This is a genomic window from Roseivivax sp. CAU 1761 (assembly GCF_054482755.1).
The window spans coordinates 77071-93322 of sequence record NZ_JBTLRM010000006.1 but is presented as its reverse complement, the minus strand read 5'-3'; the positions used below and the strand labels follow the sequence as shown (position 1 = coordinate 93322).

Annotated in this window: 17 protein-coding genes and 1 pseudogene; 10 read left to right on the top strand and 8 right to left on the bottom strand. The window is 75.0% G+C overall.

The features are described 5' to 3' along the window. Positions 1-14: 14 nt before the first annotated feature. Positions 15-605, top strand: coding sequence for a glutathione S-transferase family protein (locus ACXYMW_RS05985; protein ID WP_459034383.1), 591 nt, complete (start codon positions 15-17; stop codon positions 603-605). An 88-nt stretch (positions 606-693) separates the two neighbouring features. Here the strand turns inward: ACXYMW_RS05985 and ACXYMW_RS05980 are convergent, their stop codons facing one another. Next, complete coding sequence (locus ACXYMW_RS05980) at positions 694-1908, bottom strand: TIGR03862 family flavoprotein (protein WP_459034382.1); 1215 nt, start codon at positions 1906-1908, stop codon at positions 694-696. 62 nt (positions 1909-1970) lie between these two features. On the opposite strand from ACXYMW_RS05980, the gene ACXYMW_RS05975 reads away from it, so the two are divergent. Beyond that, positions 1971-2276, top strand: a complete 306-nt coding sequence (locus ACXYMW_RS05975) for an HNH endonuclease family protein (RefSeq protein WP_459034381.1) — start codon at positions 1971-1973, stop codon at positions 2274-2276. Here ACXYMW_RS05975 and cobD read toward each other — a convergent pair. From cobD to ACXYMW_RS05955, 4 genes are all read right to left on the bottom strand, one after another. Continuing rightward, positions 2273-3244: a threonine-phosphate decarboxylase CobD gene (cobD, locus tag ACXYMW_RS05970; protein WP_459034380.1), complete on the bottom strand. Its 972-nt coding sequence runs from the start codon at positions 3242-3244 to the stop codon at positions 2273-2275. The genes ACXYMW_RS05975 and cobD overlap by 4 nt on opposite strands. A 76-nt stretch (positions 3245-3320) precedes the next feature. Then, on the bottom strand, positions 3321-4262 hold the full coding sequence (gene cbiB / locus ACXYMW_RS05965) for an adenosylcobinamide-phosphate synthase CbiB (RefSeq protein ID WP_459034379.1): 942 nt from the start codon (positions 4260-4262) through the stop codon (positions 3321-3323). Next, complete coding sequence (locus ACXYMW_RS05960; RefSeq protein ID WP_459034378.1) at positions 4259-5110, bottom strand: propanediol utilization protein; 852 nt, start codon at positions 5108-5110, stop codon at positions 4259-4261. Before ACXYMW_RS05960 ends, cbiB begins: the two co-directional genes overlap by 4 nt. After that, positions 5107-5685, bottom strand: coding sequence for a histidine phosphatase family protein (locus ACXYMW_RS05955; protein ID WP_459034377.1), 579 nt, complete (start codon positions 5683-5685; stop codon positions 5107-5109). Before ACXYMW_RS05955 ends, ACXYMW_RS05960 begins: the two co-directional genes overlap by 4 nt. 58 nt (positions 5686-5743) lie before the next feature. On the opposite strand from ACXYMW_RS05955, the gene cobU reads away from it, so the two are divergent. The 3 genes from cobU to cobS are packed head-to-tail and all read left to right on the top strand — an operon-like array spanning position 5744 to position 8051. Continuing rightward, a complete protein-coding gene (gene cobU, locus ACXYMW_RS05950) occupies positions 5744-6298 on the top strand; it encodes a bifunctional adenosylcobinamide kinase/adenosylcobinamide-phosphate guanylyltransferase (RefSeq protein ID WP_459034376.1) in 555 nt (184 codons plus the stop codon). Continuing rightward, positions 6295-7308, top strand: coding sequence for a nicotinate-nucleotide--dimethylbenzimidazole phosphoribosyltransferase (gene cobT / locus ACXYMW_RS05945; RefSeq protein WP_459034375.1), 1014 nt, complete (start codon positions 6295-6297; stop codon positions 7306-7308). Before cobU ends, cobT begins: the two co-directional genes overlap by 4 nt. Next, positions 7308-8051 carry an adenosylcobinamide-GDP ribazoletransferase gene (cobS, locus tag ACXYMW_RS05940; protein WP_459034374.1) on the top strand — a complete coding sequence of 248 codons (744 nt, stop codon included), beginning with the start codon at positions 7308-7310 and terminating at the stop codon, positions 8049-8051. Before cobT ends, cobS begins: the two co-directional genes overlap by 1 nt. 13 nt (positions 8052-8064) lie before the next feature. Here the strand turns inward: cobS and ACXYMW_RS05935 are convergent, their stop codons facing one another. Both ACXYMW_RS05935 and greA read right to left on the bottom strand, forming a co-directional pair. Then, positions 8065-9120 (bottom strand): hypothetical protein, encoded by a 1056-nt coding sequence (locus ACXYMW_RS05935; protein WP_459034373.1) that lies wholly within the window; start codon positions 9118-9120, stop codon positions 8065-8067. Positions 9121-9148: 28 nt separating this feature from the next. Then, positions 9149-9619, bottom strand: coding sequence for a transcription elongation factor GreA (gene greA / locus ACXYMW_RS05930; protein ID WP_459034372.1), 471 nt, complete (start codon positions 9617-9619; stop codon positions 9149-9151). A 306-nt stretch (positions 9620-9925) separates the two neighbouring features. Between greA and ACXYMW_RS05925 the strand changes: the two genes are divergently transcribed. The 3 genes from ACXYMW_RS05925 (at position 9926) to ACXYMW_RS05915 (ending at position 14268) form a co-directional block, all read left to right on the top strand. Further along, positions 9926-11578 (top strand): electron transfer flavoprotein-ubiquinone oxidoreductase, encoded by a 1653-nt coding sequence (locus ACXYMW_RS05925; RefSeq protein ID WP_459034371.1) that lies wholly within the window; start codon positions 9926-9928, stop codon positions 11576-11578. A 124-nt stretch (positions 11579-11702) separates the two neighbouring features. Then, positions 11703-13427 carry a tetratricopeptide repeat protein gene (locus tag ACXYMW_RS05920; RefSeq protein ID WP_459034370.1) on the top strand — a complete coding sequence of 575 codons (1725 nt, stop codon included), beginning with the start codon at positions 11703-11705 and terminating at the stop codon, positions 13425-13427. Further along, positions 13420-14268: a 4-(cytidine 5'-diphospho)-2-C-methyl-D-erythritol kinase gene (locus ACXYMW_RS05915; RefSeq protein ID WP_459034369.1), complete on the top strand. Its 849-nt coding sequence runs from the start codon at positions 13420-13422 to the stop codon at positions 14266-14268. The genes ACXYMW_RS05920 and ACXYMW_RS05915 overlap by 8 nt, the downstream gene beginning before the upstream one ends. A gap of 34 nt (positions 14269-14302) precedes the next feature. Here ACXYMW_RS05915 and ACXYMW_RS05910 read toward each other — a convergent pair whose 3' ends face one another. Next, entirely contained in the window at positions 14303-15304 is a 1002-nt protein-coding gene (locus ACXYMW_RS05910; RefSeq protein WP_459034368.1) for a polyprenyl synthetase family protein, read from the bottom strand. 58 nt (positions 15305-15362) lie between these two features. Between ACXYMW_RS05910 and ACXYMW_RS05905 the strand changes: the two genes are divergently transcribed. Beyond that, positions 15363-15575, top strand: coding sequence for a putative signal transducing protein (locus ACXYMW_RS05905; RefSeq protein WP_459034367.1), 213 nt, complete (start codon positions 15363-15365; stop codon positions 15573-15575). Further along, positions 15575-16252: pseudogene (locus ACXYMW_RS05900) on the top strand (tRNA1(Val) (adenine(37)-N6)-methyltransferase); the annotation flags it as partial. The gene ACXYMW_RS05905 and the pseudogene ACXYMW_RS05900, both read left to right, overlap by 1 nt.

Here is a 16252-nt window from a genome sequence, read left to right as displayed (position 1 = left end):
AGAGGGAGAACGTGATGACGCTGACCTTGCTGGGAACCGCCAAGAGCCGGGCCTTCCGGCCGCTCTGGCTGCTCGAGGAGCTTGGGCTGGAGTTCCGCCACCAGCCGGCGCCGCCCCGGAGTGCCGAGGTGCGCGCCGCCAACCCCACGGGCAAGGTGCCGGTGCTGCTCGACGGCGATCTCGCGGTGCGCGATTCGACCGCCATCCTGCATTACCTGGCCGACCGGCACGGCGGCCTCACCCATCCTGCGGGCAGCCCCGCGCGGGCGCGCCAGGATGCCTGGACCTTCCGCATCCTCGACGAGCTCGACGCGGTTCTGTGGACCGCGGCGCGGCACAGCTTCATCCTGCCCGAGGCCGAGCGGGTGGCGGCGATCAAGCCGGCGCTGAAGGCGGAATTCGCCCGCAACCTGGCGCGCATCAGCGCCGAGATCGAGGGCCCCTTCCTGATGGGCGAGACCATGACCCTGCCCGACATCCTGCTGGTCCATTGCGGCGGCTGGGCCAAGATCGCCCGCTTCGACGCGGCGCCCGAGGCGTTCCGCGCCTATGCAAGGGAGCTGCGCGCCCGCCCGGCCTACCAGCGCGCCGCGGCGCGGGACTGATCCGGCGGACGCGCGGGCCTTGCGGCCCGCGCGGCAGGTCCTGTCGCCCGGGCGCCTGCGGCCCCCGGGCTCCGGCGGGCGCGGGGCGTCACGGGCGGTTCAGATCGGCGGCGTGGCGCCCGGCCCAGAGCCCGGTGGCGAGGCAGGCGGTCAGCAGGTAGCCGCCGGTCGGCGCCTCCCAGTCGAGCATTTCGCCGGCCGCGAAGGTGCCGGGCCGGGCGCGGAGCTGCAGATCGGGGCCGAGCGCCGCCCGCCGCAGCCCGCCGGCGGTGGAGATCGCCTCGTCGAGCGGGCGCAGCCCGCCATGCGGCACCGGCAGCGCCTTCACCAGCGCCGCGAGGCCCGCGGGGTCGGCGGGCAGCGGGCGGGCGCATTCCAGGACCAGCGCCCGCGCCGCCGCATCGAGCCCCAGCCCTTTGCGCAGCCGGTTGCCGGCGCTGTCGCCGCCGCGCCCGGCCGCCAGCCTGCGGGCGATCACTGCGGCGCTGCGGTCCGGCAGCAGGTCGATCTCGAGCCCGGCGCCGCGGCGCAGGGCCGGGCCCAGCGGGTAGAGCCCGCCGCCCTCCAGCCCGCCTTCCGCGATCACCGCCTCGCCGCGAGTCTCCAGCTCGCCGGCGCGGAAGACCGCGTTCTTGATCGGGGCGCCGAAATGCGGCGCCATATGCCCCGACCAGGCGCAGACGAGCCCGGCATTGGCAGCGGCGAAGGGCGCCAGGTCCAGCCCCTCCGCCGCCAGCGTCGCCGCCCAGGCGCCGTCCGAGCCGAGCCGCGCCCAGCTCGCCCCGCCGAGCGCCAGCACGGTGACCCGGGGCGCGAGATGCGCCGCGCCCTCCGGGGTCTCGAAGCGGCAGGCCGCGCCCTCCCAGCCGGTCCAGCGCCAGCGCGTCCGCACCTGCATGCCGGCCGCGCCCAGCCGTGCCAGCCAGGCGCGCAGCAGCGGCGAGGCCTTCATGGCGCGCGGAAAGACCCGCCCCGAGGAGCCGGTGAAGACCGGCTGGCCCAGCGCCTCGGCCCAGGCGGTGACGGCCGCGGGCGGCAGGGCGCGGATCATCGGCGCGAGCCAGGGCGCGGCGTCGCCATAGGCGGCGAGGCAGGTCGCGACATCCTCGTCCTTGGTCAGGTTCAGCCCCGACTTGCCGGCCATCAGGAACTTGCGGGCGAGGCTGGGCTTGTGCTCGGCCAGCACTACCTGCCGTCCGGCGGCGCTCAGCGTCTCGGCGGCCATCAGCCCGGCCGGGCCGCCGCCGATCACCAGGGCGTCGCAGGGCTCGGCCCCGGGCGCGGGGGAATCGGGTCCGGTCATCGCGCCGGTCTGGCCCGGACCGGGCGGCAAGGCAAGGGGCGGCAAGGCAAGGGGTGGCGCGGATGGCGGAGGACGAGATGCCGGTCTGCCCGCTCTGCGGCCGGCCGATCCCGCCGGGGGCGAAGCAGAGCTGGCATCACTTGGTGCCGAAGCTGAAGGGCGGCAAGGCGGGGCCGGTGGTCCTGCTGCACCAGATCTGCCACAACGAGATCCACACCACCTTCACCGAGGCCGAACTGGCCCGCGACTTCGCCAGCATCGCCGCTTTGCGGGCGCATCCGCGGATGGCGCGCTTCCTGGCCTGGGTGGCGAAGCGGCCGCCGGACTTCCACAAGCGCAGCGCCGGCGGGCGCCGCAAGCGCCGCTAGGCGCGCAAGCCCGCCACGGCCCGGGCCAGCCGGTCCCAGCCATGGCCGGGCGGCAGGCCAAGGCGCAGCCACTCGGCGCGGTAGGGAAAGGCGCGGGTCCAGATGCGCGCCCGGGCCAGCGCCGCCTGCGCCGCGGCGGCGCCGCCCGGCACCGCATAGCTGCGAAAGAGCGGCGTGCCGCCGACCGGGGCCCAGCCCGCGGCCCCGGCCAGCGCGTCGAGCCGCGCCGCGTCGCGCGCCAGCCGGGCGCGGGTGGCGGCCTGCCAGGCGGCATCGCCGAGCGCCGCGCGCCCGGCCACGATCGCCGCGCCGCAGACCGGCCAGGGCCCGGCGGCCTCGGCCAGGCGCCGGGCGAGGTCGGGTGCCGCCAGCGCGAAGCCCAGGCGCAGCCCGGCCAGGCCGTAGAACTTCCCGAAGGAGCGCAGGATCAGCGCGTTGGGCGGCGGCGCGGGGGCCAGCGACAGGTCGGGTTCGGGGTCGGCGAAGCTTTCGTCGACCACCAGGAGCCCGACCTCGCGGGCCAGGGCGGAGAGCGCCAGTGGCGTGCTGCGGCGGCCGTCGGGGTTGTTCGGGTTGACGATCACCGCGACGCCCGCGCCGGCAAGCGCCTCCGGCCGGGCCACCTCCTCCACCGCGCGCCCGGCGGCGCGGAAGGATGCGGCGTGTTCGTTGTAGGTCGGCGCGAGGATGCGCACCGGCCCGTCCGGGGCGATTCGCGGCAGCAGCTGGATCGCCGCCTGCGCGCCCGCCATCGGCACCGCCGCGAGCGGCGTGGCATAGGCAAGCCGCGCGGCCTCGGCCAGCGCCGCCATCTCGCTGCGCGTCGGCAGCGCGGTCCAGGCCTCGGGCGGCAGCGGCGGCAGCGGGTAGGGCTCTGGGTTGATGCCGGTGGACAGGTCGAGCCAGTCGGCCCGGGCGCCGCCATGGGCGGCCATCGCCGCGTCGAGATTGCCGCCGTGATCGCGCATCTGCCGCCTCCTTCGCGGCGGAGGAAGCACTTCCCGGGCGCCGGGGCAAGCCCCGGCGGCGCCGTGGGCCCGGGAGTCAGGCCAGGGCGAGCGCCGCCAGCGCCAGGCCCAGCGCCAGCAGCGCGCGGCGGTAGAGTACCAGCCCGGAGTTGAGCTCGGCGGGCCCGGGATCGCGGCCCTCGGGATGGAGCCAGGGCTCGCGGGCCACGCCCTCGGGATAGATGCGCGGCCCGGAGAGGCGGCAGCCCAGCGCCCCGGCCATCGCCGCCTCGGGCCAGCCGGCATTGGGCGAGCGATGGGCGCGGGCATCGCGCCGCATCACCCGCCAGGCGCGCCGCGGCGCCGGCGCCACCAGCACAAGCGCCAGTCCGGTGAGCCGCGCCGGCAGCCAGTTCGCGAGATCGTCGAGCCGGGCGGCGGCGCGGCCGAAATCGAGGTGCCGGGCGCTGCGGTGGCCGATCATCGAATCGAGCGTGTTGACCGCCTTGTAGCCGGCGATCCCCGGCAGGCCGAAAACCGCCCCCCAGAAAAGCGGCGCCACCACCCCGTCCGAGGCGTTCTCGGCCAGGCTTTCGAGCGCCGCGCGGGAGACCCCGGCGGCGTCGAGCCGGGCCGGGTCGCGGCCGACGATCATCGCCACGGCGCACCGGGCCGCGGCGAGATCGCCGCGCGCCAGCGGGCGCGCCACCGCCGCGACATGGGTGTCGAGCGCGCGCGCCGCGACCAGCGGCCAGGCCAGCGCGCCGGTCAGGACGAGGCCGGGCCAGCCGCCGGGCAGCGCGGCCTGGATCAGCCAGGCCGGCAGGATGGCGGCGGCGAGGGTGAGCGCCACGGCGGCGCGGCCGGCGGCACGGCGGCGCGCGGCGGCGTCGCCCTCGCGGTTCAGGCGCGCATCGAGCGCCGCGATCAGCCGGCCGAGCCAGGTGACCGGGTGGCCGATCCGGGCATAGACCCGGTCCGGCCAGCCGATCGCCGCGTCGATCAGCAGCGCCGCCAGCATGGCGCCGGCGAAGCTCATGCCGCCCCGGTGCGGAAGCGCAGCACGCGGGCGTAGCCGGCGGCGCGGAGCGCCTCGGCCGCGCCGGGCGGCACGTGGCCGGGGGGGAAGACCAGTCCGCCGGCCGAGCCGGTATGGGCCCGGAGCCAGCCCAGCGCCCCGGTCGCGGCGGCGAGGCCGGGCAGCGGATCGTCGGTGGGTCCGCGCCGGCGGCTGGTGCGGCGCGCGCTTTCCGAGGCCAGCGCCGCCAGTGCCGCCAGATCGCCCCGCGCCGCCGCCTCCCGCCACTCCGCGACAAGGTCGGCGATGTCGGGAAAGTCGGTATCGGCGGGATCGGTGCGCTGCGGCGCGCCGCGGAAGCCGCCCACCACCTCCGCCGCGGGGGGGCGGGGCAGGCGGTCCAGGATGCGGGCGCTGCGCGGCGCCCAGAGCAGGGTGTCGGGGGCGGCGTGCATCAGCGGGTCGCTGGCGCCCTCGGCGGCGAGGCAGGCCGCGGCCAGCGCCTCGGGCGTTGCGCGGGCCCCGGCGGCGCGGGCCAGTGCCACCAGCGCCGCGGTCGAGGCCCCGGCGCCGCCGCCGGGGGGCATGTCGGCGGCGAAGGCGTAGCGGCCCGCCGCCGGGCGGCCCAGCGCTGCGAGCAGGCCGCGCGCCTGCGCCTCGGTCAGGATCGCCGGCCCCTCTGTTTCGAGGCCGAAGGCCCCGTCATGGCGGCGCACCGTGACCGCGAGGTCCGGGCAGGGAACGGTGACGAGCGCCAGCGGGCCGCCGGGACCCAGGCGCCCCTGCAGCCATTCGCCGAAATGCCCGCTCACCCGCGCGGCGCGGCTCTCCGCCGCGGCGCTCGCGCCGGGCGCCAATGCCGCGCTCATGCCGGGGCCTCGTTCACCGAGATCACCGAGAGGCCGCCTTCATGGCTGCGGAACCGGCTGACCGAGAGCGGCGCCACCTCGAAGGCCAGCGCCGGGCCGGGCGCGCCGATGGCCAGCGCCAGCGCGGCGCGCACCGTGCCGGCATGAGCCACGAGCACCGCGGCGCCGCCGGCCTCGGCGGCGCGGGCCGCCCAGTCGCGCAGCGCCGGCGCGATGCGGGCGCAGGCGGCGGCGAAGCTCTCGCCGCCGGGCGGCACCCGCGCCGCCAGCTCGGCCCCGGAGAGCGGGCCCAGATCGGGCAGGGCGGCGAAGGGCAGGCCGTCCTCGGCGCCGAAATCCTGTTCCCAGAGCCGCGCATCGCGCGCCGCAGCGGGCGCGCCCAGCGCCGCGGCGGTGGCGGTGCAGCGCCGCGCCGGGCTGCTGGCCCAGAGCCGCACCGGCGCCAGCCGGGCCTTCAGCGGCGCCAGCCGCGCCGGGTCGATGCGCGCCCCGGCATCGGTGCGGCCGCAAAGACGCCCCGGCGGGTCGGTCGGCGCGTGCCGCACGAGGATCAGCTCACCGCTCCTGTCGCCCATGCCGCACCCGGCCATTGCGCCTTCCCCTTTTTCCGGAAACCTGCTTTGTCACGCGCCGATGGCAAAGTCGATCCTGATCACCGGCGGCGCGCGCTCGGGCAAGAGCGCGCTGGCCGAGGCCCGCACGCTGGCATTCGCCGGGCGCGCGCTCTATCTCGCGACCTCGCCGGAGCCCGGCTCCGACGCCGAGATGGCGGCGCGGATCGCCGCCCACCGGGCGCGGCGCGGCACCGCCTGGGAGGCCCGCGCGGTGCCCCTGGCGCTCACCGAGGCGCTGCGCGACAGCGATGCCGCCGGCCTGCCGCGGCTCGTCGATTGCCTGACGCTGTGGCTCTCCAACCTGATGCTGGCCGAGACCGATTGGCGCGCCGCGGTAGACGAGCTCGCCGCGGCGCTGCCCGGCCTTGCCGCCCCGGTGGTGCTGGTGAGCAACGAGGTGGGGGCCGGCATCGTGCCCGAGACGCCGCTCGGCCGCCGCTTCCGCGACGCCGCGGGCGAGGTCAACCAGCAGGTCGCCGCCGCCTGCGACGAGGTCTGGCTGGCGGTGGCCGGCCAGCCGCTGCGCCTGAAGCCCGCCGCCCATCCGTTCCTGCCCGAGGGAGACCCGCAATGACGCCGCTCGACCCGCTCGAGGACCTCGCCGAGATCGCCGCGCTGCTGGCGCGGCTGCCCGGCCCCGATGCCGCCGCCGAGGCCGCCGCCCGCGCCCGCCAAAGCGAGCTCACCAAGCCGCCGGGATCGCTCGGGCGGCTCGAGGATCTGGCGGCCTTCATGGCGGGCTGGCAGGGCCGGGCGCGGCCGCGGATCGCGCAGGCCCAGGCGCTGGTCTTCGCCGGCAATCACGGCATCTGCGCCCAGGGCGTGAACCCGTTCCCGCAGGCGGTGACCGCGCTGATGGTGGAGAATTTCCGCGCCGGCGGGGCGGCGATCAACCAGCTCTGCGGCGTGGCGGGCGCCCGGCTCGAGGTGCATCCGCTGGATCTCGACCGGCCGACCGCGGATTTCACCGCCGGCCCGGCGATGTCGCCCGGAGAGTGCCTGGCGGCGCTCAAGACGGGCGCCGCGGCGGTCGATCCGGAGGCCAACGTGGTGATCCTGGGCGAGATGGGGATCGGCAATTCCACCGTCTCGGCGGCGCTCTGCTGCGCGCTCTTCGGCGGCGCCCCGGCCGATTGGGTCGGACGCGGCACCGGCTCGGACAGCGCCGGCATGGCGCGCAAGGCGCAGGTCATCGCCGCCGGGCTCGCGCGGCACGGCGGGGCCGATCCGCTGGCCACGCTGGCGGCGCTCGGCGGGCGCGAGCAGGCGGCGCTGTGCGGCGCCGTGCTGGCGGCCCGCATGGCGCGCATCCCGGTGATCCTCGACGGCTATATCTGCACCGCCGCGGTGGCGCCGCTCTTCGCCGCCGCGCCCGGCGCGCTCGACCATTGCCTGGTCGGGCATCAGAGCGCCGAGCCCGGCCATCGCCGCCTGCTGGACCGCTTGGGCAAGACCGCGCTGCTCGATCTCGGCATGGCGCTGGGCGAGGGCACCGGCGCGGCGCTGGCGCTTTCCGTGCTGCGCGGCGCGCTGGCCTGCCATGACGGCATGGCGACCTTCGCCGAGGCGGGAATCGGCGCGTGATGCGGCCGCGGCCCGCCGCCCGGCTGGCCGAGCTGCGGCTGGCGCTGATGCTGATGACCCGGCTGCCGGCGGGGCGCCTGGCCGAACCCGTGCCGGGCGCCGCAGAGGCCGGCTGGGCGCTGCCGCTCACCGGGCTGGCGGTGGGCCTGCCGGTCTGGGCGGTGCTCGCCGCCGCTGCCGCCCTGGGCGTGCCGCCGGCCAGCGCCGCGCTCCTTGGCTTCGGCGCGGCGGTGCTGCTGACCGGCGGGCTGCACCACGACGGGCTGGCCGATTTCGCCGACGGCCTGGGGGGCGCGACCCAGGCGCGGCGGCTGGAGATCATGCGCGACAGCCGCATCGGCAGCTACGGCGTGCTGGCGCTGCTGGTCGCCTCGGGGCTGGTCGTGGCCGGGATGGCCGGCGCGCCGCAGCTTTCCGGCCTGCTGCTCGTTGCGCTGGCCAGCCGCTGGCTGATGCTGGCGGCGCTGGTCCTGCTGCCGCCGGCGCGGCCCGACGGGCTGGGGCGGATGGCCGGGGGCGTGGCGCCCCGCGCGCTCTGGCCGGGCGGGGCCGCGACGCTGGCGGTGGCGCTGTGGGCCGGCCCGGCCGCGCTGCCGGTGCTGGCGGTCATGGGCGCCGTCGCGCTCATCCTGGGCGCGCTGGCGCGGCGCCGCCTCGGCGGCCAGACCGGCGACGTGCTGGGCGCGGTGCAGCTTGCGACCGAGGCGGCGGGCTGGACGGCGCTCCTGGCGGTGGCGGGCTGAGGCCCGGGCGGCCTCAGTCGAAGGTGCCGGCGACCCGGCCCAGCAGCATGAAGGCGCGGGCCGAGCGGGTATCGGCGAGCGCGCCGATCTCGGCATCGCTGGCCGCGGGCTCGAACCGCGCCACGCCGCGGTCGAAGAGCCGCAGGAAATGGTGCGCGGCGTCGCGGAAGATCGGGTCGCGCTTCATCCGGGCGGCGATGCGGTCGAGGCTCTCGGCATCGCGCAGCCCGCCAAGGGCGGCGATCTCCCGGCCCCGCACGCCTTGCGCGAAGCGCCGCCAGAGCTCGGGCCGCGCCCGGTCGGGGCGCAGATCGTCCATGTAGATGCCGTCCTCGCTGAGCAGGGTCAGCACGTCCTGTGCCGCCTGCACGAGCTGCGCCGAGGGCCGGTCGCGCAGCGCCCGGCGCAGCGCCGCGAAGCCCTCGCGGTCTTCGGCGGTCTCGGGGAAGCTCAGGGCGCGGATCAGGTCGGCATTGGACAGCGGCGTGCCGCCGGTGCCGGCCGGCGTGCCGAGCGCCAGCGCCGGCTGCTCGGCGGCCGCGGCCGCGGCGCCGTCCTCCGCCGGCGCCGTCTCGCCGGGCTCGGCCGCGGCGCGGCGCGGCGCCGGGGCGGGTGCCGCGGGGGGCGGCGCAGGCGCGGCGGCGCCCTCGAGCCCGGCCAGCGCCGCCTCGAGCCGCCGCTGGGTGGCGGCGATCTCGTCGAGCCGGCGCATCACCGCGCCGCCCTGGGCATCGCCGCGGCCCTTCTGGGCCTCGCTGACATAGGTCTGGCGGAGCGCGTCGACCGCGGCTTCGAGCCGGGCGCTCTCGGCACGCATGATCCGGGTGGCGCGCAGGGAGGTTGCCGCCACCGCGAACAGGGCCGCCGGCAGGAACACCACCATCAGAACCAGCAGGAAGCGGGTCTCGTCGGCCTCGTTGCCGGGGAACAGCAGCAACCAGCCGCCGGCCAGCACCAGCCACAGCCCGGACCCGGCGGCCAGCGCGACCTCGAGCGGCGAGGGCCCGGCGCTTTCGGCGCGGGAGACCAGCCCCAGGGGGGCGGGGCGGGATTCGTCGGACGCAGCCATGCGGGTGCCTCGCGCCAGTCGTGGAGGGTCAGATATAGGCGATCTTGAGAATCTCGTAGGATTTCTCGCCGCCCGGGGTGCGGACCTCGACGCTGTCGCCCTCGTCCTTGCCGATCAGGGCACGGGCGATCGGCGACCTCACGTTCAGCAGGCCCTTCTCGATATTGGCCTCGTGCTCGCCGACGATCTGCCAGGTCTTCTCCTCGTCGGTATCCTCGTCCACCACGGTCACCGTGGCGCCGAACTTGATGGAGCCCGACAGGGACTTGGGATCGATCACCTCGGCGAGGCCGAGAATGCCCTCGATCTCCTTGATCCGGCCCTCGATGAAGCTCTGCTTCTCGCGCGCCGAATGGTATTCCGCGTTCTCGCTGAGGTCGCCGTGCTCGCGGGCCTCGGCGATCGCCCGAATGATCGCCGGCCGCTCCTCGGACTTCAGCGTCTTCAATTCGGATTCGAGCGCGGCATGGCCGGCGCGGGTCATCGGTATCTTGTCCATAGGTCGCCCAACGATTCGGAAGCGGCCGGCGCTGCGGCCGGCCGTGGTGTCAGTGGGTCACCTGACCCGAACGCAGCACGGGATTCAAGGGGCACCGGCCGCTTCCGGCGACGCGCGGCGCGCTGGGCGCGGATTCCGGGGGCTGACCGCCGGGGCGGCGCGCCTCCGGAGAGGGGCCATAGGCCGAGCCTCGGGCAGGGCATGCGGGGACGCCGTGTCACAATTGACCCGCTGCGGCGCAGCGTTTACCCCATGACGCAACTTTATTGCACGGGAGGGGCGGGCAACCGCACCGAGGGAGCGACCATGACCGAAACTGCGCGCGAAGCGATGGAATACGATGTGGTGATCGTCGGCGCCGGCCCGGCCGGGCTGTCGGCGGCGATCCGGCTCAAGCAGCTTGACCCGGAGCTTTCGGTGGTGCTGCTCGAGAAGGGATCCGAGGTCGGCGCCCACATCCTGTCCGGCGCCGTGCTCGATCCCTGCGGGCTCGACGCGCTGATCCCCGACTGGAAGAAAAAGGGCGCGCCGCTCACCGTGCCGGTCAAGGAAGACAATTTCTACCTGATGGGCGAGGCCGGCGCGGTGCGCCTGCCGAACTTCGCCATGCCGCCGCTGATGAACAACCACGGCAATTACATCGTCTCGATGGGCAATGTCTGCCGCTGGATGGCCGAACAGGCCGAGGCGCTGGGTGTCGAGATCTTCCCGGGCATGGCCTGTTCCGAGATCGTCTACGGCGCCGCCGGAGAGGTGAAGGGCGTGGTGGCCGGCGAATTCGGCCGCAACCCCGACGGCACGCCGGGGCCGGGCTACGAGCCGGGCATGGAGCTGCACGGCAAGTACGTCTTCCTCGGCGAGGGCGTGCGCGGCTCGCTGTCGAAGCAGGTGATCGCCCAGTTCGAGCTCGACCGCGACGTCGAGCCGCAGAAATACGGGCTCGGCATGAAGGAGATCTGGGAGATCGACCCGGCCAAGCACCGCGAGGGCACGGTCACCCACACCATGGGCTGGCCGCTGGGCAAGAATGCCGGCGGCGGGTCGTTCATCTACCACCTCGACAACAACCAGGTCTATGTCGGCTTCGTGGTGCACCTGAACTACGAGAACCCGTATCTCTACCCCTACATGGAGTTCCAGCGCTTCAAGCATCACCCGATGGTGGCGGAGCTGCTGGCCGGCGGCAAGCGGGTGGCCTATGGCGCCCGAGCGATCTCCGAGGGTGGCTGGCAGTCGATGCCCAAGATGGTGGCGCCCGGCGTGGCGCTGCTCGGCTGCTCGGTCGGCATGGTCAACGTGCCGCGCATCAAGGGCAACCACAACGCCATGCTGTCGGGCAAGGCGGCGGCCGAGGCGGCGCATGCCGCTCTGCAGGCCGGCCGGGCCTCCGACGAGCTGGCCGATTACGAGACCGAGGTGCGCCAGGGCGCCATCGGCGCCGACCTCAAGAAGGTGCGCAACGTGAAGCCGCTCTGGTCGAAATACGGCCTCACCGCGAGCCTGACGCTGGGCGGGCTCGACATGTGGACCAACACCATGGGCTTTTCGCTGATGGGCACGCTGGGCCACGGCAAGACCGACGCCCAGGCCACCGGCGAGGCGAGCCGCTTCAAGCCGATCGACTATCCCAAGCCCGACGGCAAGCTGAGCTTCGACCGGCTGACCAACGTCTCCTTCGCGATGACCAACCACGAGGAAAGCCAGCCCTCGCATCTTAAGCTGAAGGACCCGGCGGTGCAGGTCGAGGTCGATTACAAGCGCTTCGGCGGGCCGTCGCAGCGCTACTGCCCGGCCGGGGTCTACGAGTTCGTGGAGAGCGAAGCCGGCGGCGATCCGCGCTTCGTCATCAATTTCCAGAACTGCGTGCACTGCAAGACCTGCGACATCAAGGACCCGGCGCAGAACATCGTCTGGACCACGCCGCAGGGCGGCGACGGGCCGAACTATCCCAACATGTGAACCGGCGATCTGACACAAGCGTGAGCGGGGCGGGGCCGATGGGTCCCGCCCCTTGCGTTGCGTGCCTGCGCGCCGGGCGATAGTCTCGCCCCGACACCATGCAAGCCGAGGAGTTGCGGGCAGGATGACAGGCGCGGCGAGGAATTGGACGGCGGGGCTGGTCGTGGCGGCGGTGCTCGCCCTGCCCGGAGCGGGCGCGGCGCAGGGCCTGGCGGGCGAGTATCTGGCCGCTCGCGCGGCCGGCATGGCGGGCGATTTCGCCAATGCGGCGCGCTATTACGACCGCGCGCTGGAGGCCGACCCGGAGCGCGCCGAACTGGCCGAACAGGCGGTCTTCGCGCATCTGGCGCTGGGCCAGTTCGACCGCGCCGCGACGCTCGGGGAGCGCATCCGGGAGGCCGGCGAAAGCAGCCAGATCGCCCAGATGGCCGAGCTGCTGCGCCGGCTCGACAACGAGAATTACGACGCCGCGCTGCGCCAGATCGCCGACGACCAGGGCATCGGCTCGCTGATCGACGGGCTGATCACCGCCTGGGCCGAACTCGGCCGCGGCGACATGTCGGCGGCGCTGGTGGCCTTCGACAAGCTGGCGCAGATGCAGGGCGTGGCGCCGCTGGCGAGCTATCACAAGGCGCTCGCCCTGGCCTCGGTGGGCGATTACGAGGGCGCCGAGGCGATCTTTGCCTCGGGCGCCATGGGCAGCACCCAGCGCTCGCGCCGCGCGGTGATGGCCCGGGCCGAGGTGCTGAGCCAACTCGACCGCGCCGGCGAGGCGGTGACGCTGATCGACGAGGCCTTCACCGCCGGCATCGATCCCGGCCTGCGCGACCTGCGCGCCAAGCTGGCCGACGGCGCGCGGGTGCCGTTCAGCCATGCGCGCAGCGCCAAGGACGGCATGGCGGAGGTGTTCTACACCCTGGCCGGCGCCTTCCAGAACGAGATGAGCACCGATTTCCTGCTGCTCTATGCCCGGTCCGCGGCGCATCTGCGCCCCGATCACACCGACGCGCTGCTGCTGACCGCCGAACTGCTCGGCGATCTCGGCCAGCATGACCTCGCGGTCGAGGCCTATCGCAAGGTGCCGCGCGACGACCCGTCCTATCACGCCGCCGAGCTGGGCCGCGCCCAGGCGCTGCGCCAGAGCGACCGGATGGATGCCGCCATCGAGGTGCTGGAAAGCCTGGCCGACACCCATGGCGACCTGCCCATCGTGATGTCGACGCTGGGCGACCTGATGCGCACCGAGGAGCGCTACCCCGAGGCGGTGGCCGCCTACAGCGCCGCCATCGACAGCTTCGCGGAGCCCGACCGGGCGCAGTGGTTCCTGTTCTACGCCCGCGGCATCAGCCACGAGCGCCAGGACGAATGGGCGAAGGCCGAGGCCGATTTCCGCCAGGCGCTCGAGCTCAACCCGGAACAGCCGCAGATCCTCAACTATCTCGGCTATTCTCTGGTCGAGCAGCAGCAGAAGCTCGACGAGGCGCTCGACATGATCGAGCGCGCGGTCGCGGCGGAGCCGGATTCGGGCTACATCGTCGACAGCCTGGGCTGGGCGCTCTACCGGCTTGGCCGCTACGACGAGGCCGTGGGCCACATGGAGCGCGCGGCCGAGCTGCTGCCGGTGGACCCGGTGGTCAACGACCATCTGGGCGACGTCTACTGGGCCGTGGGCCGGACCCGCGAGGCGGAATTTATGTGGCGCCGGGCGCTGAGCTTTGTCGGAACCGAGAACGTGTCGGAAGATGCCGATCCCGAGCGTATCCGGCGCAAGATCGAGATCGGGCTCGACCGGGTCCTGGCCGAGGAGGGCGCGCCGCCGCTGGACGTCGCCGTCGACGCGCGTGATTGAAGCCTTCGCCCCGGCCAAGGTCAATCTCACGCTGCACGTCACCGGACAGCGGGCGGACGGCTATCACCTGCTCGATTCGCTGGTGGTCTTCGCCGATATCGGCGACCGGTTGCGGGTGCGGCCGGCCGAGCGGCTGTCGCTGCGCCTGACCGGGCCGATGGCCGACGGCGTGCCGGCGGGCCCCGAGAACCTCGTCTGCCGCGCGGCGGAGCTTCTCGACCCGGTGCGCGGCGCCGCGATCGAACTGGAAAAGCATCTGCCGGCGGCGGCCGGGATCGGCGGCGGCTCCTCGGACGCCGCGGCGGCGCTGCGGGCGCTGGCGGAGCTCTGGGGCATGCCGCTGCCGCGGCAGGCGGCGGTTCTGGGCGCCGACGTGCCGATGTGCCTCGACCCCCGGGCGGCGCGGATCTCCGGCGCCGGGGAGGGCGTGGTGCCGGTGCCCGACCTGCCGGACCTGCCGGCGCTGCTGGTCAATCCGCGCGTCGCGGTGCCCACGGCGCAGGCCTTTGCCGGGCTCGGGCGCCGCGACAACCCGCCGATGCCGGCCACCCTGCCGCGCTTTACCGGGGTGCGCGAGGTCGCGGCCTGGCTGGGCGAGCAGCGCAACGACCTGCTGGCGCCGGCGCGGCGCATCGCGCCGCAGATCGACGCCGTGCTGGAGGCGCTGGACGGCGCCCTGCTGGCGCGGATGAGCGGCTCCGGGGCGACCTGTTTCGGCCTCTACCCGACGCTGGAGGCGGCCAGCGCGGCGGGCCACGCGCTGCGCCGCGCGCATCCCGAATGGTGGGTCGCCGAGACCCGGCTGAACGCCCCGGTGCCGGCGCCCGAGCCCGCCGGCTGAACGCCGCGGGGCGGCCGCGGCCGCGGGCCGCGGATCAGCTGACCCGCGCCACCACGTAATCGGCCAGATCGGTCAGCATGGCGCGCAGATCGCCCGCGGGCAGCGGCGCGAGCGCCGCCTTGGCGCGGTCGGCCCAGGCATGGGCGTCGGCGCGGGTCGCGTCGAGCGCGCCGTGCCGCTCGAGCAGCGCCAGCGCCTGGTCGAGATCGCCCGCCTCCTGGCGGCCCTTCTCGATGGTGCGGACCCAGAAGGCGCGTTCCTCGGCATTGGCGGCGGCCACCGCCTTGATCACCGGCAGGGTCAGCTTGCGCTCGCGGAAATCGTCGCCGACATTCTTGCCGGTGGCGCGCGCATCGCCCTGGTAGTCGAGCAGGTCGTCGGCGATCTGGAAGGCGATCCCCAGCGCGTCGCCGTAATCGTGCAGCCCCGCCACCTGCGCGTCCGTGGCCCCGGCGATCACCGCCCCGGCCTCGGTGGCGGCGGCGAACAGCGCCGCGGTCTTGCCGCGCACCACCTGCAGGTAGACGCCTTCGTCGGTGGCGAGGTTGGAGGCGGCGGTGAGCTGCAGGACCTCGCCCTCGGCGATCGTCGCGGAGGCGTTGGCGAGGATGTCGAGCACCCGCAGCGAGCCCGGCTCCACCATCAGCTGGAAGGCGCGGGCGAAGAGGTAATCGCCGACCAGCACGCTCGACTTGTTGTCCCAGAGCAGGTTGGCGGTGGGCCGGCCGCGGCGCTGGCGGCTCTCGTCGACGACGTCGTCGTGCAGCAGCGTCGCGGTGTGGATGAACTCCACCGTGGCGGCGAGGTGGATGTGGTGGGGGCCGCCATAGCCCAGCATCCGCGCCGCCGCGAGGGTCAGCATCGGGCGCAGGCGCTTGCCGCCGGCCTCGACCAGATGCGCGGTGACCTCGGGGATGCGGGGGGCGTGTTCGGAGGCCATGCGCTCGCGGATCAGCGCGTTGACGGCCGCCATGTCGTCGGACAGCGCGGCGGCGAGACGGTCGTGCGGCTTCATGGTCGGATGATCGAGGCTCATATCTGCGTGCTCCCCCGGCAGTCTCGACAGATCCCGGTCCGATGGCTAGACCGGAGGCATGGAAGAGCTCTTGCGCACCACCGACATCACCGTGATCCCGCGCGCGCGCAGCCTGCTCGACGGCGAGGGTATAGACAGCTTCGAACTGGACGTAAACATGAGCGTTCTCGAGGGCTCGATCGGGATTCTGCCGCGCCGCCTGATGGTGCGCAGCGCCGACCTGCCGCGCGCCCGGAGGGTGCTCTGGGAGCACGGCATCGAGCTGTCCTGATGCCCGGCGATCCGCGGCCGGCGGAGCGGCCGGAGCAGTGCTTTGCCGAGGCCGATCTGACCCGCGACGCCTTTCTCGGCGGGCGCCTCGATCTCTGGCAGCCGCGGACCGGCTACCGGGCCGGGATCGACCCGGTGCTGCTGGCCGCCAGCGTGCCGGCGCGGGGCGGACAGGCGGTGCTCGACCTCGGCTGCGGCGGCGGCGTGGCGCTGCTGTGCCTCGCCGCCCGGGTGCCGGGTCTGGACCTCGCCGGGGTCGAACGCCAGCTCGCCTATGCCGATCTCGCCCGCCGCAACGCCGCCGCGAACGGGCTGGCGGCCGAGATCGCCTGCGCCGATCTGGCCGCGCTGCCGCCCGGCCTGCGGGCCCGCGGCTTCGACCATGTGCTTGCCAACCCGCCCTATTTCGACCCCAAAGCCCGCAGCGCCGCGCGCGATCCGGGGCGCGAGGCGGGGCTTGCCGGGGAGACGCCGCTGGCCGATTGGGTGCGGGTGGCGGCGCGGCGCACCCGGCCGGGCGGCAGCGTCACCTTCGTGCAGCGCATCGAGCGCCTGCCCGAGCTGCTGGCCGCCTTCGCCACGGATCTGGGGTCGCTGGCCGTGTTGCCGCTGGCGCCCCGGGGGGGGGGGGGGGGGGGGGGGGGGGGGGGGGGGGGGGGGGGGGGGGGAGGGGGCGAG